Source organism: Neobacillus massiliamazoniensis (assembly GCF_001048695.1).
GTDB lineage: Bacteria > Bacillota > Bacilli > Bacillales > Cytobacillaceae > Neobacillus > Neobacillus massiliamazoniensis.
Genome location: NZ_CVRB01000001.1, coordinates 1,208,536 through 1,231,196, shown reverse-complemented (window position 1 = coordinate 1,231,196; position 22,661 = coordinate 1,208,536). Strand labels below are relative to the sequence as shown.

Sequence of the window (22,661 nt, the reverse complement as noted above, 5' to 3'; positions counted from 1 at the left end):
TTTTCGAAGAAAGGAGAATAAAACGCTTGTTCATTTTCACTTTTGTCCCAAGAAGGGAGAAAGGATCAAACACCCTCGTTCAATCAGCAAAAGCGTTTGATCCCAAGGCCACCTATTTTAATTTCACCACTTGTGTTTTTACGCACGTAATCGCTTGTACTACCTCTTCCACTTCTCTTGTTTGCGTTTCAATGCTAGTATTTAATTCCTCAGTTTGTTTCAAAACATTTCCAACCTCTAAAGTAATCTCTTCGCCATAATTCGCTTGCTCATTCGCAGCAGTCGATATTTGTTGAACCATTTCTTTAATTCTCGTGATACTGCGTACGATTTCATCTGCTGTAAGCGATTGTTCCTTCGTTGCGTTTGTTACAGCATCAATTTGGGTTGCAAAATTTTCAACTGCACTTACGATAGCATAACTACCTTTTGCTTGTTCACCTGTTGCAATGGAGATCTGCAGAACCTGTTCCTTTGTATCGTTGATACCTTTTACAATTTCTTCAGCCGTGATCGATTGTTCTTTTGTCGAATGAGTCATTTCTATTGCTTGCTTCGCAACATTCTCAACCGCTTCTGTGAGCAATACACTATTCTTCGTTTGCTCTTCTGTGACCTTGGCAATTTGATTCATTTCCTCTGTCACTTGGGAAATACCATCTGTAATTTTTTTAATGGCCTGGTTCGTTTTATCTGCCAGTTGATTCCCGATTGTTACTTTATTTTCCCCATCTTTAATCGAGGCAATGGCAACGCTTGTTTCATTTTGAATGTCTTTAATGATAACAGCTATTTCTTTCGTTGCTTTTGCAGAGCGTTCCGCGAGTTTCCGCACTTCATCTGCTACAACCGCAAACCCTTTTCCGTGCTCTCCAGCACGTGCTGCTTCAATCGCAGCATTCAGGGCTAAAAGATTGGTTTGGTCTGCAATATCATCAATCACTTCGATAATGCTGCCGATTTTTTCAGAATTCGCACCTAAGTTCTCCATCACGTCACTAGCTTGATGAATAACCTGTGAAATTTCATTCATACCGTTCAATGTTTCATTGAGAGAGACCATTCCTTCAAGTGCATCATTATTAACAGAATGGCTAAGTTGGTTAACGGTTTGTGCACTTGCAGCTACTTGCTTAATCGAAACGACCATTTCTTTAACCGTTTCCGATGTTTGTTCAGCGGTATGATTTAAACCGCCGGCATTTTCACTTACCCCTTTAATGGACTTGCTCATTTCTTCGAGCGAAGAGGAAATTTGTTCTACACTTACACTCGCATTGCCCACATTGCCTGCCACTTGTTCAATCGAAGCCATCATTTCTTGAATAGCAGAAGAGGTTTCTTCAGAAGATTCTTGTAAATGATTGGTACTATCTGCAACCAAATTAATCGAGGCGCTCATCTGCTCGATTGCCGCGGAGATTTCCTCCACACCAGAAGCCGTTTCATTCGTGCTCCCGGCCACCTGTTGAATAGAGGAAACAAGTTCCGTTACAGATTCGTTCGCTTTACTCATCGAAACATCCAATTCCTGCGCACTAATCGCTGTCATATCAATGGATTTTTGAATTTCAGAAACGGAAGTTGTGGTGATTTCAACATTTTTTTCAACCCCATTAACAGAACGGCGAATGAGTCTAGTAAATAAAAATGCAATGAAAAGACCAAAAATAACAGAAATGATACAAACTATCATAATTCGTGTAATAGTATTAGTGACATCCTTATTCGAATCAGTGATAATCATATCCTTTTCTTTTTCGGCATTAACAGTAACTTGATCTAGAGCTTTGTCAGTTTTGTCACTATAAGTCAACAAAACATTGTATTTATCAATGGTTGAATTCTGATTAGAGGCGATTGATTCCTGAAAAAAAGCGGGAAGTTGGGCAACGTATTCTTCAAAATTATTACTGAAAGAGTCTAGTAATCTTTTATCCTCGAATGGGCCCGACAATTTTCGTAGATCACTAATATTAGATCTTACTTGTGTAATATAATCACGTGTACTCTGCTCAATTTTTGCTTGATCATCTCCTTTAAAAGCATGCTCTGCAGCATATATCTGAATAGTATCAACACCATCTCTTATCTTTCCTATTAGTTCCATTCTTGGAACCTCTTTATTTCCCATATTATTTAGGTTATCGCTGAGTATGTATATATTTGTATAAGACGCATAAGTAAGAGCCCCTATTAATAAGAGGATAATAATATAGCTCCCCCATTGTTTTAGCCCCATGGATATTCTACTGAACGGTTTTTTTGATGCTTCATTTGGTTTTTTACGTAGCTTCTTATCTAATACTTTCTTAGATTTCTTTCCAAACATTATTAACCTTCTCCCTTATTTAATTTAAATGAATCAATTGCCACTCTTCACTTCTCACAGTTGTAAATGGAACTATATTCATGCTGTTTTCATTTTCTAAGGAGGGTCCTAAACGGTGGTCTAGTAGTAGACAAATTCTATGGTTTGTAAGCACACGTTTTCCTTTCTGAGGTCTTTTCCCTAATTACAATGAAGTGTCAATAATATTATTTTCGGCAATTCATAAAAGGAATTTAATTTTTTTTCCAAAAAAAAATCCCGTGACGAAACTGTCAGGGATTCGAGGTATCTTTAAAAATAGTTCTGATAAAACCAATATCGCTTACCAAAACAAATCGAGGCAAGCTCTCGGGACAATGCCCCAGATTTCCAAGCTCCATTATTGTTTGAAAGAATAATAACCGTAAGCCGATCGTTGACAAAATCAGCCAAGTCCGATTTAAACCCAGGCAAATTACCATTATGCTCCACCAAAGGTCTTCTAAAGCTAATCAAATTATCCGCTACATTCCAAGCATACCCATATTTAAAAATACCATAGGGCGCACTGTCAATATAACCAGTCCACATTTTTTCTACTTTTTCCGGCGGGAGGAGCTTGTAAGAATGAATGGCATTATCGTATTTTAGCATGTCATCCGCCGTTGAAATGATATCCCCTGCCCCCGCGAGCTGGCTTTCATCCTCTGTCATTACAGTCCTTTTCAGATTTTCATATCCCAAGGCCATGTTCGGAGCATCCGCCTCCCTTAAAAAGGTATGATGCATCCCAGCCGGAATGAAAATATGGTCGCGCAAATAATTTCCATAGCTTTCACCGGAAACCTTTTCAATGATATAAGCAAGAATCATATAACCAGTGTCCGAGTAATCAAATTTGGTTCCGGGAGGGAACTTTAGTTTCTGCTGTTTCATCAGGTCGATAAAAGCAGACAGCGTGATTGGTTTCGTAGGATCCGTGTATTTGGTATGATCGACGACACCAGAGCTGTGGATTAGAAGATCATGAATCGTAATTTTGTTTCCATCTGGAAAACCTTTAATATATTTTGATATCGAATCTGTGGTTTTCAGCTTGTCCTCATTTTCAAGCTGAAGAATGGAAATGGCTGTAAATGATTTCGTGAGCGATGCAATCCGAAATTCCGTATCAGTTCGATTCGGTACTCCCGCCTCAATATTTGCCAATCCATAACTCTTTTCAAAAATGGCCTTCCCATCCTTTGCAACAAGGACAACACCGCTAAAATGCTTTTTCGAGGCCGTTTTATTCATAAAAGTGGTGAGCTTTTGGTTTGTGCTCCCCTTTAATTCCGAATGCGAAGTACTGCTAAAGGAAACCACTACCGCCAGAAGCAACATCGCTCCAAGAAGCAGTACGATCACGATCCCTATTATTTTCACTAAGTATCAACACCCTTAATTTAAAGACAAGCTTATTAAAATTATAACCGGATATGGTGGAATTCCCTACAAAATACAATCTTCCACCTCCAAAACACGACTTTCATACTACTCAAATTCTAGTTTCCCAAAATGTTCATAATTCATACCATTAAACGTTCTGACAAACTTTGCAGGTTACTTATTGGAAATAAACTACGCCGTAGGAAACCTTGCCACAGATCCAACGAATTAGCTCAAATCGTTCAAGATATATAATGTTTTTCGAATACAATGCTTCTTCTGATGATATCGTAAGACCTTGAAAAATCCCTATCATTGTGTGATGGGGATTTTTTTCGTTTTTGATTTACTACTATGGAGATAATGTTTACCTTGACTCCAAAAGGAGAACTAGGATAGAATGGTTATATTCTAATTGATAAAGATTATCATTATCATTTAAATTGTTAGGAGTGTTCTATATTGTTTAAAAAAATCATAAACCTTAAGACCGTTTTGATTTCGCTTTCTATATTCGTGGTAGTTGGTGTATTGGTATGGCAAGGAGTCCATTTTCAAGGCAATCCTGATCCTACTGCGAAAGACATATCGCCAGGTGCTGCCATAATTAATACTGCTATTCTAGTATTTAGGGAAGGTTTAGAGGCTATTTTAGTCTTATCCGCCATCATCTCAGGTTTAGTTCGGAAAAAGCAGGATACATATTGGAAGCCCATCTCGGCTGGAGCCGGTGTTTCCTTTTTAGCGACTATTGTAACGTGGTTTGTCGTAGTGGCAATCATTTCTTCTGTCAATGCCCCTGAGTTACAAATCCAAGCATTTACAGGCATTCTAGCTGTCGTAATTTTACTCATTATCATGAACTGGTTTTTTCATAAGATTTATTGGACTGGTTGGATTAATTTGCATAACCGTAAAAAGCAACAAATCACTTCAAACAACCATGAAGAGGTACAGACAGCGACCTTCTGGTCATTGTTTTTAGTAGGCCTTACATCGGTTTATCGCGAAGGCTTTGAGGTCGTTCTTTTTCTCCAAAACTTACGATTAAAAGTCGGATCCGATGTTATTCTTCAAGGAGCATTAATAGGTTTGGCATTAACCCTGATGGTAGGAGTACTTACCTTTTTAGCACAGCGACGGTTACCTCATAAAAAAATGCTGGTATTTACAGGTGGGCTTTTAGTCGTGGTTCTAGCCGTAATGGTCGGTGAAACCGTACAAGAGATGCAATTAGCAGGTTGGATGAGCACAACTACAATCGCTCTACCGATCCCGGACTGGGCAGGAGTATGGTTCTGTATCTTCCCAACAGTTGAAACATTATCATTTCAAGCTCTCGCGGTGATCTACGTATTGGGCTCCTATTTCGCCGCCCGCTATTTAACAAAAAGAAAAGCAATGAAACAAAAAGAAATGGCTACTGTATAGTAGTTTCATAGATGGAGGGCAGACCAATTGGTGTGCTCTTATTTTTTGTTTTTGAAATGTAGTAGAGAGAAGAAAAAAATTAGGAGATAGATTCCGATATTTTTTTTCCCATTAAAAGAAATTCCAGAGTAGATTAGGAATTATTTTCAGCTATAATCTAGAAAATTTTTCACTACCCTGTCCTTTTCACCCCCCAAAAGCCTATATATAAGGTGTGAGGAGGTGATAAGAATGGCACAGGCAAAGTTAGCAGATTCAAAGCTGCGCTTGGTGTTTGACGCAGGAATGAATGAAAAGGGCAAGCCTATTTACAAGACCAAAACCTTTAACAACGTGAAAAAAGCAGCAACCCCTGACCAATTATTCCAAGTGGCCCAAGCATTATCTGTTTTATGCAACGATACGCTTACCAGAGTAGAGCGAGCTGACAACTCGGAAATCCTTGCCTAATGGCAAAGGGAAAACTTATAAGGACAGGAGGTGGATGGAATGGCAAGAACGTTGGAATTGCAATTTGTAACGGAGTTTGGGAAACCGGCTCGTATCACGCTCGATAACCCGAAAGAACCGATTGATGAAGCAGCTGTCCTGCAATCGATGGGAGTAATCGTAGCTTCTGGAATTTTCAACACCGCAAATGGAAACCTTGCTTCGGCTAAGGGCGCGCGTGTGATTGAACGCAATGTGACCGATTATGAACTTTCGTAATCGAGAGAGGGCCGGATTCGTAAGGAACCCGGCCTTTTTTGATAACCTATGAAAGGAGTGAATTTTCGTGGATCAAATCATTCCCCTCATTAATCAAGTGGGATTCCCAATCGTTGTGTCCCTATATCTGCTTTATCGGATCGAAGCCAAGCTAGATCTAGTGGTCCAGTCGATTCAGAATCTGCCTGAGCGAATGAAGGCTTGAAATTGGGCGGCCCCCCATCGTGCGCTTTTTTTGGGGGGCTCTTCTATATGAAAAAAATCGATTCGCTGATAGAACGGTCGGATTCGCTTATAGAAGATGCAAATTGGCTGATAGACTAGTCGAATTCGCTGATAGAATGGCTGAAACCGCGGATAGACACGCCCATCGCACCTAATTTACTCAATTTTAGTCCCCATTTTAGCCTGTCAGTTAGTCTTATTTGCGAATTATTGCATTTTATTTGCGAAAAACCAGCTTTCTTTTGCGAAAATACTAGTTTTATTTGCGAAAAAGTTACTTTCATTTGCGAAAACAACAGTTTCATTTGCGAAACAAGTTGTATTGCAACTATGTAAGCATTCGGAGGCTCCGAAATGAAAATGGCGCGTTTTCCATATCGAAATACGAAGGCTTGAACCTGTATTACGCTGGATTTTTACCTAAAAAAATGAGCCATATTTTTGCTAAACCAAAATAGCGAAAACCTCTTGAATACCCTCCCTACATGTAAGAAAATAAGGAAGGAATTTAATTTGTTGCTAACAGCAGGATGGGAGGAAACATGAAACAGGGAGATCATTCAAAATCAATCGGCTTGCCACTTACGATTTCTATAATTGCCATATCGTTTTCTGCCATCTTCGTGAAATGGTCCCATGCGCCCGCTTCCATATTGAGTATGTATCGCATGTTGTTCGCCAGCTTGCTGATGATCCCGATTGTTTGGAAAAATCGCGGGGACTTTCAAAGAATCGCCAAAAAAGATTGGCTATTATTATTCTTTTCCGGCGCCTTTTTAGCTTTGCACTTTGCCCTTTGGTTCGGATCATTAAAATTAACAACCGTAGCAAGTTCGACCATCATTCTTTCCCTGCAGCCGCTTATATCGGTGCTCGGTGGCTTTTTTCTTTTTAAAGAAAAAACGACCGTACCGGCATTAGCCACGATGGGAATTGCGATTGTCGGTGCAGTCATGATCGGTTGGGGTGATGGTGCTTTAAGCAAGGATGCCATTCTCGGCGATTTTCTTTCATTTTTAAGTGTTATCGCGGTTGTCGGGTACCTATTAATCGGCCAGAGTGTCGTGAAAAAAGTCCTTCACTGGATTTATAGCTTTCTTGTTTTTTTCATTGCGGGGATTATTCTTGCCATCTATAACGCATGTTTAGGTATTTCCTTTACAGGATATCAAGCCCAAGAATGGGGCATTTTCCTGTTGCTAGCGATTGTTCCGACCCTTTCTCACGTGATCAATAATTGGCTATTAAATTATGTTAATGCCACAACTATTTCGATGAGTATTTTAGGAGAGCCGGTCGGTGCCACCATTTTAGCCGTTTTACTGCTAGGTGAACGTCTCATCGGCTGGCAAATTGTCGGAGGCTTACTGACTTTGTTTGGCGTCTTTTTCTTTTTGCTGCAGAAGCAAAGGCCAACCCCTCTTAAAAAAGGAGTGCGCAACGGAACATACAACACATAGGATCCAACGCCCGACGTGAAGATGATGAAAAGTAAAAAAATTACCGCAACCGCAAAAAAAGAGGACTGCCACATGAACTGCACCTCCAAGTGTTAGTGTTGTCTAACAATTGGGGTGCAGTTCAACTAGCAGTCCTCTTTATCTTATGTCTTAGGTAACTAGCCGCTCTTACTTTTTCGTAGTAAGTCCATTCAAATCAATAAATGGAGTGGCTCCGCCTGTTACACTTGGCAGGTGTCCATCCCACTTTGCCAATGCCTTTTCTTGAACTTCAATTTGTTTTAATTGGACCAACTCCGGTGTAACTTCCTGCTTTTTCAACTTTAACGCCTCTGCTTCGGCACCTGCTTGAGTAACTTGCTGCTGTGCTTCAATTTTAATTCTATCTAAATCTCTTTGTGCTTTAAGAGCGTTTTGTTCCGCCGTTTGCTTGGATTCGATGGCTTTGTTGAATTCTTCGCTAAAAGCAAATTCTTTAATATTGATATCTTCTAGTTTCATAAAATATTTTGATAGTTTTTTTGCAAGCATATCCTTCACTTGCGCCGACACTTCCGGACGCTTGGAAATTAATTCCTCCGCAGTGTACTGAGCTGTTGTCGCCTTTAGTGCTTCTGCAATCGCCGGATCCACAACTCTTGAACGATAATCCATTCCGATTTCTTGATAAAGTTTGTTGACTGCCTCAGGATCAACTGAATAGTTGACGGCCACCTTTGTTGTGACAACTTGCAAATCTTTTGAAGCTGCCGTCTGCAAATTCTCTTCCTTCTGAACCCGGACTTCAATTGGCTGAACCGTTTGCAGAAACGGAATTTTAAAATGAAGACCTTCCGAAAAGATGGTTGGTTGTACCGCACCAAATTGCAAAACAACCCCTCTATAGCCAGATGCAACCGTTGTAAATGATGAAAAAACAAGAACCAATACTACAATCGCAATAAGACCACCACTAACCGCTTTCGTATATTTCATCCTTACGCCCCCTATAATTAGTGATTTTTACAAGTTTATACATCATTTTCAAATATATTACAAAATTAATAGTATCACACTTTTCGAATAATTAAATCTTTATTTTCCTATAGCAAAATAGCAAAATTTAGAGCAAAACCTCATTTGCCTCGTTTGTTTAAAATGAAACTTCTTAAGCATAAAAAAATCTCCGAAGAAATCCTCGGAGATGGGTTTGATTTTGGTGTCAGGCACCGGTATTGGCAAGGACGGTTTGGTTTTTTCCATTGTTTTTGGCTTTGTAGAGGCATTCGTCAGTTTCTCTAAAAAAGCATTCTTTGCCACGGCCTTTTGTGTAAGAGCTCATGCCGATACTCACTGTAACGGGCTTGTTGTTTAACTCCTCATGAATGATGCTGCTAACGCTCTTTCGGAAATGTTCAATGAGTTCGTATGCTTCATGAATGCTTTTTTCCGTAAAAATGACTGCAAATTCCTCCCCGCCATATCTCGAAGCAAAATCGTTAGGAGTAATATGTACCTTTAGTTGGTTACTTACGCGCTTAAGGATGATGTCCCCAACCCAGTGTCCATACTGATCATTTACTTGTTTAAAATTATCGATATCAATGAGTGCTAATTGTAATGGTAATTGATTGCTATCACTTTGTTCAATCAAACCCTCAAGATACTCATGAAATGTTTTGTGATTATATAAGTCGGTTAAAGGTTCAATTTTACTCTCTCTGTCCATCAGGATATTTCTGACAAGCAATTCCTGTTGATTTTTATGGGATTTTTCTAAATGCTTTAGTAAGAACTTACCCCTTCTGATTACTGCTATTGAAATAAAAGTACACGCAATATAAGTGCCCACACAGGCCAAAAGATCGCTCATCATCAAGTTATAGGAGGTAGGTTTATAAAAAAGGGAAAAAAATACGATAGACGCTAAACATAATCCACTCGAAAAATAAACTTTTTTATACTGAAAATATAACGTTGATAAAATAATGACCAAAAATAGAATAAAATGAAAACCCTTTACATTTGGGTTAAACATGATATATACATTCATAATGGTAAACAAACCCAAAATACCTATATAGTCTGCCCACTTTTTAAAACGTTTACATAATACCTCTGTGATGATCTGTATAACGATGACGTACAATGATTGAAAAAAAACATAATTAACCAAGTCATGGATAAATATTTTCTTATTTAATACGGATGTACCGACTACACCTATAATAGAAAGAATAATAGCTAGGAGTACCAACCACCAACTCGTCCGTCGAAGAGCTCTATTTACTCCAGAATGTTCCATCAACTCTAGGTCTTCCATTTTAAATAATTTTCTCTTTACTATATTGCCTACTGACTTTTCCATTCAAAAAAAAACTGCCTCCTCCACAGATTGTTAGTGCACATTGACCAGACTGATTTTTCAGTGAAGGCCCTGGTCAGATGCCAAATATATACAAATTTATTATATTATAATTATTTATGTGTTTCCATTTTAACACTCTGAAATTCAATATTATAGTTCTTTTTAATTATGATTCCATTGATTAATAAATAAGTGCAGAACCCTCATAAGTGAAAATGAGAGTCTGCACTTTTTTTATGAAAATAAAAACTTTCTTCAGTTTCCCCGTATCGCTTTAATACTTTTTCCGTGCAAAAAAGCATGGCCGGTGGTAAGCTTTGCTATCGTTTGAAATCCATATTTCAAGTAAACCTTTTCGACTCTCTCATCGATCGGAAACACCCAGAAATTTTTCAACCCTCTGTTTTTCACTTCTGCTTGCAGAAAATAGATCAACTCCCCAATTAGACCTTTTCCTCGATATCCTTCGATGGTTGCGACACTCTCAAGCCGGACCTGGTCTCCATGTTCAAATAAGCACGCAGTTGAACAAGCAATACCATCATAGCGAAGCAGATAATGGGTAAAAGCAGGATGTTTAAACTCCTTTGGAAATGACTTCTCTTTTACCTCTCTTCCCCCAAACTCCCTAATACTGCATTCAATCTCTAACGCTTCTTGGAAATTATTCTGTGTTACCCTCTCAATTGTAATCTTGCCATTCCTGTTATATTCGTTAATCTCTTGATTCCACAGCTGTACGGGATTAATAAATGACTCTATCTGAAACTTATACGTTTTTAATTTTTCAATGAAGTTCCCCTGATTATCAAAATCATAAATATAAAATCTAGGTGTTAACTTTCTTTCCTTATAAAACTGAAGCACTTCCTCAATCACAGCCTCTTCATTTTCCGGAACCTCCATTATATGGGCATGATTCGCATCGAAATAAGCAGGCTGATCTTCGTTATGAAAAATATATCCCCAGGAAGTATTGATTCGGTTTGAAAAGGTATCAAGGTACGCAAGATCAAGCTCTAAAACCTTATGTAGGATGTTCATTTGATTTCCCTCCGTTTTTTCTATCTATCCAATGTTTAGTTAAAATACATATGTACTCTACAATCATAAGTAAAAAAATACATGTAATTTCTTTTCTATATAAATACTATTGTGAAAGTATAGTATTTCTACAAATTTTTCCTTTTTTCCTTTATCAAATGATAAATTCAATATTTTTTTCGATTAAAAAAGGATACTAATATAAAGATAGCGCTTAAAATCGAGTTTCATTTGCGAAAACCGCAGTTCTATTTGCGAAAACTCAAACTTCATTTGCGAAAATTGTGATTTTATTTGCGAAACTACCTTTTTATCACTATCAATCTCAAACGATTGTTTAAAAAGTTTGTCTATTTTGTTGCAATTATAAACAAACGAAAGGATTTAAGCGTTACGATTAGAATCTATACTAATATTGAAAGGAGTGATTCTATTGGTCGAAAAAGAAAGAACCGTACCTATAGTAATTCAGATTTTGAGAGCGTTGCTGCGGCGCCTTCCGGTAAGTCATCCAAAATATCAGCAAATTTTAGAAGAGTTAGCAAGGCGAGAAGCGGGATACAATGGAGAGAAATCTCTCGATTACTATTACCGTTCTCTCCCCCAAAAGAAATACATGATTTTCCACGATCTAAATCTTCCAGATGGTGAATACAACTGCCAAATCGACACTCTCCTCGTCACATCAGAAAGGATTCTCATCATTGATGCAAAAAATATGAGAAACAAATTAATTTTTGATACTGAAAATGAACAATTTATGCAAATCAATAACGAACATGAAAAAGGATATCAATATCCAATCGCTCAGGCAGAAAGGCATCAACAGTACATCAAGGAACTTTTGGCTGAGCACAAACTCCCTCCCTTACCAGTGGATTACCTAGTCGTAATCACTAATGAGTACGCAACCTACAACGTTACCGGAAAAAATGCTCACAAAGTGAAACCGAGAATATGTAAAGCCGATGTCCTCTTAAACAGATTGGAATTTTTCAAAAAGTTGTATCCAAATGAGGTTTGCTCTACGAAAGATCTTCGAAAACTCAGCCGACTCCTCTTAAAGATGGACACCCCTCCAACAAGCCAAATTCTGAGAAAATTCGAGATTGGTCCTTCTGAACTATTAACAGGCGTTCACTGCCCAGCGTGCTTATATCTTCCTATGATCCGCAAGAACAGAAAATGGTACTGTCCTTCCTGCGGAACCTTCTCAAAAAATGCTCATATTAATGCCATAATGGACCATTTCTTATTGATTGGCCCAGAAATCACCAATCGGAAATTTCGCGCTTTTGTCCATCTTTCTTCGATTGATACCGCTGGCCGAATGTTGCGTTCTGCCAACCTCAGCTATTCTGGAAACAAAAGACAGCGTATTTACTTCCTTAAAAATAGAGACTGAAATCATTTATGTTTGAAAAGATCTGCTGGTGTCAGGCACCAGAATTGACTGATTGTGTATGCTTCCGGTTATACTCATTTCATACCATTAAAGAAAATGGTAATAGATCATGACAGGAGGAAAGAAGATGAAATATACGGTGATTACAGGTGCAAGTTCAGGGATTGGTTATGAAACGGCCCTCGCTTTTGCTAGTCGTGGAAAAAACGTAATCCTTGTAGCACGAAGAACAGAGGAACTTGAAAAATTAAAAACTGAAATCTTACAGATGAACAGTAATTTAGATGTGATCATTCGCACTACAGACCTATCCATTCCTGAAAATGTCTATAATTTGTACGACAGCTTGAAAGAGTACCAAATTGAAACATGGATCAACAATGCAGGGTTTGGGAACTTTGCATCCGTCGGTGAGCAGAACTTGAACAAAATCCAGACCATGCTCCATTTGAATATTGAAGCCTTAACAATCCTATCCTCTTTATTCGTTCGCGACTATTCAAATGTTGATGGTACACAACTAATCAATATTTCTTCAGGTGGAGGATATACCATCATTGCAGATGCCGTCACCTACTGTGCAACGAAATTTTATGTGAGTGCATTTACAGAAGGTCTTGCACAAGAATTGAAAGAGCAAGGAGCAAAAATGCAAGCCAAGGTGCTTGCTCCCGCTGCAACGGAAACCGAATTTGCCAAACGTTCCTTAGATCTAAACCAATTTGATTACAAGGGTGTTGTACCAAAGTATCACACCGCTAAACAAATGGCCGGTTTTTTACTCGACCTTTACGATAGTGAAAAAATCGTCGGAAAAGTAGACGGATTAACGTATGAGTACGAGTTAAAGGATCCCATTTTTCCTTATGTAAAAAGAATGAACTAATCAGATGAACAATAATATATAAAATAGAAGAACCAGCTCATTTTCATTGGCTGGTTCTTCTTTCGTATTAAAGGTTTTCGCAAATGGAACCATAGTTTTCGCAAATAAAACCGCGGTTTTCGCAAATGAACCTACGGTTTTCGCAAATAAACATGAATTTTGAACAAAAAAACAAAATTAGGACAACTTCAAGCGAATTTAGGTGGTGTCAGGCACCAAAATATGAAGACATGATATAGTAAGGCCCCGCTTGTATTTTATTTGGTAATTTGCTAAAATTTAGGTATATTGTATTGCAAGGTATGGGTCTTGCTATTATTTTTTCTTAGCTATGTTGTTTTACAATATAGCTGTCATCCCTAAGTGGAGGTGTTTGAATCTGTCATCGAGTCAAATGCTAAAAGGCGTGTTGGAAGGTTGCTTGCTTGCCGTTATTTCGAAGGGAGAAATATACGGTTATGAAATGATTGAAAGATTGCAAGAGTATGGATTCACCATGGTAAGTGAAGGAAGTATCTATCCTCTGTTGCTTCGAATGAAGAAAGAAGAACTTGTGACAACACGAGTCATCACATCAACCTCAGGGCCAAAACGAAAATATTATTCATTATCCCCCAAAGGGGAGAATGAGCTTCAACAGTTCAAAGAACGTTGGAACGAGTTATCTGTCAGTGTTTCGAAACTTTTAGACTAGAATTGGGGGTAAGAAAATGAAGCTGTCTGCAAAAAGCCAGGAATTTCTGGACAATTTACAATTATACCTTTTTTCAAGCGGCAAAAAGGAAGCGGAAATAGCTGAGGTAATCGAAGAATTAAAGGACCACCTATGCGAAGCTGAAAAAGATGGAAAAAGTGTAGAGCATATTATTGGCCAACCGCCGGAGCAATATATGGAGCTTCTTTCAAAAGAAATGAACACAGATTATAAAGGATTGATAAAAATCATCCCTATTTTCATCTTAGGAGCCTTTGCCTATATCCTTTTGGACAATACAATCCGTGGGAGTATTCATTTTTCCATCTATCAATTAATTGGATATCCTGTCATAAGCATCGTTATGTTAGGTATGTACGTCATGACATTTAAGCTGATTGCAAAAAGAAAGCTAACAAGAATAAAGAGGTTTGGCATTCTTTATGGGCTTAGTTTATTTTCCATTGGTTCGTTTATTGCTTTACTTCTATTTGACAAAAAATTTGGGACACCACTTTTTCAAATCGATACGGTGATAGGCAGAACGATCGTAGCAGCGATTGCCATCATCATCTTTATCGGAATAGCCATTTGGAGCAAAACCTGGGTTTCTATTATCATTCCGGCAATTATATCTGTTCCACAATTATTGGTAAAATTTTTACCTGTTCATGGTCAAACTAAACTGATTTTTCCAACTGTATTGATGTTTCTTGGATTGATTGTTTTCTTTACCGTTCATTCTAGGTTAGAAAAAAAAGATGCAAAACAATAAGGCTCTTTTGGAATCGGATGGTTCATCTATCTGATTCCAAAGAGTATGCTTCGGCAATGATACTTGCTGGGGGAACCAAAGTCTCAACCTGGAAGAACCGAAATATTCGTCTCCTCAGGAGTCCCCATGAAATCCCCTTTCATCACCAATCTCTCACCAAATGGAATAGTTGTCCTTATCATAAAAATAATACCAAAGGGTAACACTATCATCGTAATGAAGTTTGTTTCTAGGAGAGAATACATGAACAAACAGACAATAAGCGTGCTTCAACTGGCACTCATGCTAATTGGCAGCACCGGCATTATTAACCATGTAGTTGTCATCCCTTTGATTCTAGACGTTTCTGGCCGTGATTCTTGGATTTCAATTTTGTTCTCAAGTGGTTTTTTCCTATTCTGGATTCCTATTCTCATTTTTATCCGATCACGTATGAATGGAGAACAACTGTTTCTTTGGATTAAGGGGAACTTTGGGATTTTTGTTGCCTTTCCTTTAATGGCACTTATCCTCCTAAACCTCTTTACCTTAAGCTTAATCACTTTAAAGGAAACATTAACCTTTTTATCTTTTTATCTCCCAATGACACCAAAGCTTTTTCTAGGTGCTTTCTTTTCTTTTATCTGTTTTTATAATGCCAAAAAAGGGATTCAATCCATTGCGTTAACAACGGGTATCCTTATACCAATCGTTTTTCTTTTAGGTTTTTTTGTCATGACGGCGAATTTTCCACATAAAGATTTCTCTTTTTTAAAACCATTTATGGAGCATGGCATCTCACCTATCATAAAAGGCATGATATATCCTGTATCAGGATACGTCGAGTTAGGTTTTATCCTATATTTGAATCAATACATTAATACAAAAATGAAATTCACTGCTTTGATTTGGATCGCAATTACTTTTTTAATACTTACTCTTGGACCAACTATCGGGGCCATTACAGAGTTTGGACCGTTCATAGCTGCTAAGCAACGATACCCAGCCTTTGAGGAATGGAGGCTTGTATCAATCGGTCGTTATATTGAGCATCTCGACTTTTTATCCGTTTATCAGTGGTTTGTAGGATCTTTCATCCGCATATCCCTTCTTACTTTTTTAATCCCTGATCTTCTTCAATTTACAAGTAAGAAGGTGAAGTATGGAACTCAACTCTTCCTTCTCGGATTGATCACGATTCTATCAACTTGGTCTATTAGCGATACTACTTTTTATTGGTCTTTAGCCCACCTATTTATGCCTTTTTCCATGGCATCTACGCTCTTTATTTGCTTAGTCTTAGCGTTCCTCTCCATATTTGTGAATAAAAAGAAAGGAGTACAAACGAATGAAGCGCAATAAACAAGCTGCTCAAGATAAGACCAACACCATGTGGGACGAGGCAGTTTTAAAGAGCTGGTTTGAAGGAAGCAAGGATGTCCTCATTGAAAAACAACAAATCGGCAAAGGCCTAAATTCTTTCTCTTTTTTATCTGTTTATTGTCAAAGTCTTATTGATACAAAAGAATTGAGAAGAACGATATTACCTCATCTTCATGAGGTGTTGGAAAATGGATTTTCCGGTTATCCAAAGGAATTGGAGTCGAAAATTGTTTTCCCGATAACTCCCATTAAGTCAGATTTATTACCGGAGGACATTGCCCAAAAAATTTTTGAAGGCGAATTTATCTTTTTCCTCCCTGAATTTAAGCTGGCTTATTCGATCAAGTTGCCTAATCTACCTGCAAGATCAGTAGAAGCTCCTAGTACGGAAGTTACTTTGAGAGGCGGAAGGGACGGTTTTGTTGAAGAACTGCAAACAAATATAGGGTTAATTCGTAAAAGATTGAAAACAAGCACCCTAAATTATGAAGAATTTGTAATCGGAACTAGAAGTAAAACGAATGTTGCTGTTCTTTATTTGAAGGATGTAATTTCGCAGGATCTTTTAGCACAAGTACGATCCCGACTAAATGAAATTAATGTCGACGGCATCGTTTCTTCTGAGCAAATTGAATCGCTTATTACCGACAGGACTTTCAGTCTTTTTCCTTTATTGGAATACACCGGACGACCTGATTATGCTACAAATTGTTTACTCTATGGTCGCTTCCTTCTATTAGTGGAAGGCTCACCGACTGCTTCGATCGGACCTGTCACCCTTGTGTTTTTCGTAAATAACGCAGAAGACCAGCATGCTACGGCCCCTTTTGCAAGCTTTGTGAGGATACTAAGAATCGCCAGCTTACTTATCGCCGTTTTCCTTCCAGGATTTTGGATTTCTTTAGCCGCCTATCATCCTGATCAAATTCCCTATACGTTGTTAGCAACACTGGCTTTGTCAAGAGAGGGAGTTCCGTTTCCAACTACATTAGAGGGCTTCATGATGATTTTTTTATTTGAGTTACTAAGAGAGGCTGGACTTAGGATCCCTTCAACTGTTGGCCAAACATTATCAGTTGTAGGCGGGTTAATTATTGGGCAAGCTGCCATCAGCGCCGGATTTGCTTCCCCCGGTATTGTTGTAATGATGGCTATTTCTGTCGTTTCAACCTTTACTTTAGTCAATCAATCACTTACTGGAACATTAAGTATCCTCCGATATTTCGTCTATATACTCTCATCCTTACTTGGAGTAGTAGGACTTATCTTTGCTGTTTTTATCATTTTCATTCATGTCGTGAATCTAAGCTCTTTTGGAGTTCCGTTTATGACCCCCTACTCCCCATTTGTCCCATCAAGTGCTATACCTGCAACATTCCGAGTTCGTTTTAAAAAGATGATAAGACGGCCAAAAGAGATTCATACAAACGATAGCACGAAGAAAAAGGATGAGTAAAAAGGATGAGTAAAATTCTATTTCAAAAAAAGCTTTTAATTGTATTCGTATCCATGTTCCTGTTAACAGGATGTTGGGACACAAGAGAAGTGGAACATGTATGGTACATAAATGCTTTAGGACTTGACTATAAAGACAATCGTTACGTACTCTATCCTCAATTTATCAATTTTTCAACTTTTGCAAAACAAGAAACCACCATTCGTGCACCACAGCCAATTTATATCGGAACAGGAATTGGGGGGACTCTAGACGATGCAGCGTTCAATTTTTATAAAACAGCCCAACAAAGGGTGTCTTGGGAGCATATTAAAACCATCGTTGTCTCTGAAAATATACTAAAAAACGGAGATATACGACAAATTGATGAATTCTTAGGCCGATTCTTTCAGTTTAGATCAACAATGTGGGTGTTCGGAACAAAGGAATCCATTCAGGATGTGTTTGCAACTGGAACCATCCTGAATCTCTCCCCCCTTTTTACAGTTTTGGATATCCCAAATGAAATGACAAAAAATGATTCTTTTTTTACTCCTTTGAAGCTTTTCAAATTTCGGGCCAATTTTTATGAGCCTGGGATGACCACACCAATCCCTTTCTTATCTATTGGGAAAAAAAGTTGGAAAGCAAACAAAAAGGATTTCCCCCTTCTAAAATATAGCGGGTCAGCTTTTGTAGCATCAAAGCGATACAAAGGGTTCTTATCAGAGAAGGACTTACCAGGATTAAAATGGACAGATAAGACTTTAACACGAGCTGAAATGCTATTGGAACAAGACGGGAAGCCCGTTACGGAAATCGTATTGAGAAAACCAAAAGTCAAAATACAACCCTTCATAAAAAACCACGAACCGCATTTTCGAATGAAGCTTAACATTGAAGGAGATATTTTTCAGATTGTAAAATATTTGCCTATAAAAACCATAGAAGCTTTAGCAGAGCAAAAGCTAAAAAAGGAAGTCGAAAAAACCTACTCAAATGGAATAAAAAAAGGAATTGATGTTTATCAGCTTTCACAAGTACTTTATCGCAATAATGTAAACGATTGGAAAAAATATAAAAGGGACGGCCTTGTCCCGCTAACTCCATCATCCTTAGATGTAGAAGTAAAGGTGAAAATTATAACAAGCGGCCAAATGAAGTCCACTAATTTGCAAAAGCCATTCTCACAGGAGTAATGATTCTAGAGGTGAAACCGGTGTTTTCGCAAATGAAATCGCGATTTTCGCAAATGGAATCGCGGTTCGCAAAAGAAACCGGCGTTTTCGCAAATGAAACCGAGATTTTCGCAAATGGAACCGCGGTTCGCAAATGAAACTGTGGTTTCCGCAAATGAAACCGGCGTTTTCGCAAATGAAACCTCGAGTTTCGCAAATATAAATCGAAGTTCCGTTAATGAAACCGCAAGTTTTGCAAGCAAAGTAAGTAAAACCTACTTTATTTTTTCTACATCATGATGAAACTCCCCTAATCTAAGGGGAGTGATTCATCATTGTGTCATATTACAGTAACATATAATATATTTATAGGTACTGATTTGGTTGGAAAGTTGGAATGAGCATGCTGAATAGAGCGATTCAAGAATTTAGAAGAGGCTTGATGAAACGCAGAGGAATACTTGTTTTGGTATGGGCGATCATTTTAGGAGTGAATACGTGGACAGAGAATTTGGGTGATTTGCTGCGTCTTCAATCTATTGGATTTAAATGGAATTCTTCTCCTGATTTTCTATCATTTTTTTATTTTGAAGATATTTCAAGGATTCATTCCCATTTCATCATTGTTAAAATAGGTCATTTCATTGGATTTGCCATCTTCGATTTGCTTATTTTTAATTGGACGAGAAATCATAAATGGTCGTTAGTCCTATCCATTTCGTTTGCGGTGCTAACTGAGATTCTTCAGCTTTTTTTCGGAAGAGATGGACGACTCTACGACGTCATCATTGATTCTTTAGGGGTCTTAACGGTTTATTCTATATTAAAATACACCAGAATAGTAGACCACCTTAATTAATATTTGATAGAGTTCAATCCCTTTAATGCTAACTGAGTGGGGGCTAACCCCAGAGACTATCCGAGAACCACCCTTTTTGAACTGCACCACAATTGTTAGACACGACTAACAATTGGAGGTGCAGTTCATTTTGCTTGTAACGGAGCGGGGTGGTTTTCGCCGTTTCTAGGATGTGATCTTTGGTGCCTGACACCCAAATTCATGAATAGTTTCTACCATTATTACAAATAATTGTTATGTATAAAAGAGCGAATGAGGGAATTCAAATGAAACGGATTCGGATGCGTTTAATCAATAAACAGGAGAGTAAGAAACAAAAAGAAACTAAAATCCCCCTCAGCAGTAATGAGGACACATCTATTTCTTCTAAGTTAAGTGAAAATTTGCAACGAATCAAACAATTAGTTGGAAACAGTTCTGATGTGATTATCCGTGATTTTGATATGATTCATTCGTCGGTACAAGTCGCAGCAGTCTATACAGATGGGCTGGTCGACAAGAATTTAGCTGGATTTTTTTTAAATCGCTCCTTGATGATTAAAAAGGAGCAAGTAACCGTTTCGAAAGAAAATGTTTTTGAATTTATTAAGAATAACGCCTTGACTGTTCAAAAAATAAAAATCATACGTGACTGGAATGAGTTGATCTTATCGATTTTATCTGGTGACACGGTTATTTTGATTGATGGCTGCACGGAAGCAATTAGCGGTGAGACAAAAGGTGGAGAAATGAGGGGGATTACTGAACCGACCACTCAGGTTACGATTCGCGGACCAAAGGATTGTTTCAATGAATCGATTGGAACCAATATATCCCTTATTCGCCGGCGGATTGCAAGCTCCAATCTTTGGTTGGAAACGATGAGAATAGGCCAGGAAACGCATACAAACATTGCGATTATGTATATAAAGGGAATTATTAATGAGGAGCTCATACAAGAAGTCAAAAAACGTTTGAATGAGATTAAGACGGATAGGATTCTGGACTCGGGCAATATCGAGCACTTCATTGAGGATCATACATCCTCTCCTTTTCCTACCATTTACAGTACCGAAAGACCGGATAGTGTAGCTGGGAATTTATTAGAAGGAAGGATTGCCATCCTTGTTGACGGATCCCCATTTGTCCTGATTGTACCAACTTTATTTGTACAATTTTTTCAATCCCCTGATGATTATAGTTATCGATACAATCTTGCCATCTTCTTAAGGATATTGCGATATGTTAGTTTTTTCATTTCACTAGTAGCTCCTTCTATTTACATTGCAGCCATTACGTTTCATCAGGAGATGATTCCAACTACCCTTTTAATTAGCCTAGCATCCTCTAGGGAAGGGGTTCCATTTCCCGCGTTTGTGGAAGCATTACTAATGGAGGCTACTTTTGAACTGCTGCGTGAAGCGGGAATTCGTATGCCCCGGGCAGTAGGACAAGCGGTATCGATTGTAGGTGCTCTTGTATTGGGACAGGCAGCAGTTCAAGCAGGAATTGTCTCCCCGCAGATGGTCATTATTGTCGCTATTACTGGGATAGCCAGCTTTGCCACTCCTGCTTATGATCTTGCAGCGTCAGCACGGCTTATTCGTTTTATCTTAATGATCTTAGCTGCAACGTTTGGATTTTACGGACTTACCTTAGGCATAATCATCATCATTGCCCATTTGAACAGTTTACGTTCTTTCGGCTTTCCTTACTTGGCTCCCTTTTCTCCATTCATACTCGAAGGCCAGAAAGATGCTATTCTTCGCTTCCCCTTAAAGCAGCTTTTTACTCGGCAACACTTGATTAGTCAGAATGACAAAATAATGGAAAGCGGAAATCCACATCCATCTTTCGAGCAAAGTGGGACCAAGACTAAGGATGAGAAGGAGAATAAGGAGTGAAAGTGAGTCGTTTCATCATCGTTCTCATGCTGTTTAGCATTAGCATCCCCTTGCTGACTGGCTGTTGGAACAGCAGGGAGCTATCCACTTTGGCCATCGTTTCAGCAATTGGGATTGATAAATCTCCTAAAAAGAATGAATATCGTGTTTCCTTTCAAATTATTAATCCGAGTGAAAACACTGCAGGGACAACAGGAGGAGGAGGAGGAAAGGCAACAGCGGTGTTTGTTACTACTGGAACGGGATCTACTCTCTTTGAAGCAATCCGTAAAACTTCACGTAAGGTGCCGAGGCAATTGTTTTTTGCTCATATAAGACTAGTTATTATCGGAGAAACGGTCGCAAAGGAAGGAATTAGTGAATTATTCGATTTATTTGAAAGAGCCCGTGAGGCTCGATTGACATCAAGTATTCTCATCGCTAGAGGGACTACAGCGGAATCAGTGCTTAGTATGATTACACCCCTTGAAAGAATTTCAGGATATAGCACTGTGGATAAATTGGAGTCCACTGAAAAAGTATGGGCGGAAAATATAAAAACGGAAATAGATGATGTCATTAGGGCATTAGTCAGTGATGGTAGTCAACCAGCAATTAGCGGGGTTAAGGTGTTAGGGGACATAAAACAAGGGGAGTTAAAAGCAAATGTGGAACAGGCCAAACCTCTAGCTATACTTGAAATAAGTGGAATAGCGATTTTCAAAGGAGGAAAATTGCAGGATTGGATGGACAATGGGGAGTCACGCGGATTTATGCTGGTAAAAAATAAAGTTAAAAGTACGATTGTTAAATTGAATTGTCAGAAAAAAAAGGACGGAATAGCCATTGAAGCCACGGGATCAAAAACGAAGGTGAAAACAACGTTTAAGGATGGAAAGCCAGTCATCCACATCTTAGTTCGTGAAGAAGGCAATGTGGCTGAAGTGAAGTGTCCAGCTGACTTAAGTAACCCTAAAGAAATTGCAAAATTAGAAAAAGAATGGATGAAGGAAACGAAGAAGGAAGTGCTATCAGCTGTTAAAATCGCACAAAAAGAGAAAAGCGATATTTTTGGCTTTGGCGAAGTGGTAAACCGGCAATACCCGAAGGAATGGGAAAAATTGAAACAAAATTGGGACAACACATTTTCAGATATTCAAGTACAAGTGGATGTAGAGGCGTTTATCCGCAGACCAGGCATGGGAATTAAGCCATATATATTAGAGGAACAGTCAAAGTAAGAATGAACAA

Annotated in this window: 20 protein-coding genes; 15 read left to right on the top strand and 5 right to left on the bottom strand. The window is 38.4% G+C overall.

Annotation, left to right across the window (positions count from 1 at the left end):
- Positions 1–112 precede the first annotated feature (112 nt).
- Positions 113–2,332 carry a methyl-accepting chemotaxis protein gene (locus BN1082_RS05895; RefSeq protein WP_090632110.1) on the bottom strand — a complete coding sequence of 740 codons (2,220 nt, stop codon included), beginning with the start codon at positions 2,330–2,332 and terminating at the stop codon, positions 113–115.
- A gap of 291 nt (positions 2,333–2,623) precedes the next feature.
- Positions 2,624–3,736: a serine hydrolase domain-containing protein gene (locus tag BN1082_RS05890; protein WP_090632108.1), complete on the bottom strand. Its 1,113-nt coding sequence runs from the start codon at positions 3,734–3,736 to the stop codon at positions 2,624–2,626.
- 465 nt (positions 3,737–4,201) lie between these two features.
- Between BN1082_RS05890 and BN1082_RS05885 the strand changes: the two genes are divergently transcribed.
- From BN1082_RS05885 to BN1082_RS05865, 5 genes are all read left to right on the top strand, one after another.
- Positions 4,202–5,170, top strand: a complete 969-nt coding sequence (locus BN1082_RS05885; protein WP_218055135.1) for an FTR1 family iron permease — start codon at positions 4,202–4,204, stop codon at positions 5,168–5,170.
- 231 nt (positions 5,171–5,401) lie between these two features.
- A complete protein-coding gene (locus BN1082_RS05880) occupies positions 5,402–5,620 on the top strand; it encodes a DUF1659 domain-containing protein (RefSeq protein ID WP_090632105.1) in 219 nt (72 codons plus the stop codon).
- Between the two features lie 39 nt (positions 5,621–5,659).
- A complete protein-coding gene (locus tag BN1082_RS05875) occupies positions 5,660–5,878 on the top strand; it encodes a DUF2922 domain-containing protein (RefSeq protein WP_090632103.1) in 219 nt (72 codons plus the stop codon).
- Positions 5,879–5,945: 67 nt separating this feature from the next.
- Entirely contained in the window at positions 5,946–6,083 is a 138-nt protein-coding gene (locus BN1082_RS05870) for a YvrJ family protein (protein ID WP_090632100.1), read from the top strand.
- A 562-nt stretch (positions 6,084–6,645) separates the two neighbouring features.
- Positions 6,646–7,563 carry a DMT family transporter gene (locus tag BN1082_RS05865; protein ID WP_090632097.1) on the top strand — a complete coding sequence of 306 codons (918 nt, stop codon included), beginning with the start codon at positions 6,646–6,648 and terminating at the stop codon, positions 7,561–7,563.
- A gap of 168 nt (positions 7,564–7,731) precedes the next feature.
- Here BN1082_RS05865 and BN1082_RS05860 read toward each other — a convergent pair whose 3' ends face one another.
- The 3 genes from BN1082_RS05860 to BN1082_RS05850 form a co-directional block, all read right to left on the bottom strand.
- The gene (locus tag BN1082_RS05860) at positions 7,732–8,538 is read right to left on the bottom strand and encodes a prohibitin family protein (RefSeq protein WP_090632095.1); all 807 of its coding nucleotides are present in this window, start codon (positions 8,536–8,538) and stop codon (positions 7,732–7,734) included.
- 226 nt (positions 8,539–8,764) lie between these two features.
- Positions 8,765–9,910 carry a GGDEF domain-containing protein gene (locus tag BN1082_RS05855; protein WP_090632092.1) on the bottom strand — a complete coding sequence of 382 codons (1,146 nt, stop codon included), beginning with the start codon at positions 9,908–9,910 and terminating at the stop codon, positions 8,765–8,767.
- 255 nt (positions 9,911–10,165) lie between these two features.
- Complete coding sequence (locus tag BN1082_RS05850) at positions 10,166–10,954, bottom strand: GNAT family N-acetyltransferase (RefSeq protein WP_090632089.1); 789 nt, start codon at positions 10,952–10,954, stop codon at positions 10,166–10,168.
- Positions 10,955–11,387: 433 nt separating this feature from the next.
- Here BN1082_RS05850 and BN1082_RS05845 point away from each other — a divergent pair, with 433 nt between their 5' ends.
- The 10 genes from BN1082_RS05845 (at position 11,388) to BN1082_RS05800 (ending at position 22,651) form a co-directional block, all read left to right on the top strand.
- On the top strand, positions 11,388–12,359 hold the full coding sequence (locus tag BN1082_RS05845) for an NERD domain-containing protein (protein WP_176699660.1): 972 nt from the start codon (positions 11,388–11,390) through the stop codon (positions 12,357–12,359).
- Positions 12,360–12,486: 127 nt separating this feature from the next.
- On the top strand, positions 12,487–13,245 hold the full coding sequence (locus BN1082_RS05840) for an SDR family NAD(P)-dependent oxidoreductase (protein WP_090632084.1): 759 nt from the start codon (positions 12,487–12,489) through the stop codon (positions 13,243–13,245).
- A gap of 379 nt (positions 13,246–13,624) precedes the next feature.
- Positions 13,625–13,939, top strand: coding sequence for a PadR family transcriptional regulator (locus BN1082_RS05835; RefSeq protein ID WP_090633186.1), 315 nt, complete (start codon positions 13,625–13,627; stop codon positions 13,937–13,939).
- Between the two features lie 16 nt (positions 13,940–13,955).
- Complete coding sequence (locus tag BN1082_RS05830; RefSeq protein WP_090632082.1) at positions 13,956–14,714, top strand: HAAS domain-containing protein; 759 nt, start codon at positions 13,956–13,958, stop codon at positions 14,712–14,714.
- Positions 14,715–14,957: 243 nt separating this feature from the next.
- The gene (gene gerXB, locus BN1082_RS05825) at positions 14,958–16,055 is read left to right on the top strand and encodes a spore germination protein GerXB (protein WP_090632079.1); all 1,098 of its coding nucleotides are present in this window, start codon (positions 14,958–14,960) and stop codon (positions 16,053–16,055) included.
- The gene (gene gerXA / locus BN1082_RS05820; protein WP_281176989.1) at positions 16,042–17,532 is read left to right on the top strand and encodes a spore germination protein GerXA; all 1,491 of its coding nucleotides are present in this window, start codon (positions 16,042–16,044) and stop codon (positions 17,530–17,532) included. The genes gerXB and gerXA overlap by 14 nt, the downstream gene beginning before the upstream one ends.
- Before the next feature lie 5 nt (positions 17,533–17,537).
- The gene (gene gerXC, locus BN1082_RS05815; RefSeq protein ID WP_090632078.1) at positions 17,538–18,710 is read left to right on the top strand and encodes a spore germination protein GerXC; all 1,173 of its coding nucleotides are present in this window, start codon (positions 17,538–17,540) and stop codon (positions 18,708–18,710) included.
- Between the two features lie 382 nt (positions 18,711–19,092).
- Positions 19,093–19,548, top strand: a complete 456-nt coding sequence (locus tag BN1082_RS05810; protein WP_090633182.1) for a VanZ family protein — start codon at positions 19,093–19,095, stop codon at positions 19,546–19,548.
- A 266-nt stretch (positions 19,549–19,814) separates the two neighbouring features.
- Positions 19,815–21,431, top strand: a complete 1,617-nt coding sequence (locus tag BN1082_RS05805) for a spore germination protein (RefSeq protein WP_090632075.1) — start codon at positions 19,815–19,817, stop codon at positions 21,429–21,431.
- Positions 21,428–22,651, top strand: coding sequence for a Ger(x)C family spore germination protein (locus BN1082_RS05800; RefSeq protein ID WP_245640330.1), 1,224 nt, complete (start codon positions 21,428–21,430; stop codon positions 22,649–22,651). The genes BN1082_RS05805 and BN1082_RS05800 overlap by 4 nt, the downstream gene beginning before the upstream one ends.
- Positions 22,652–22,661 lie beyond the last annotated feature (10 nt).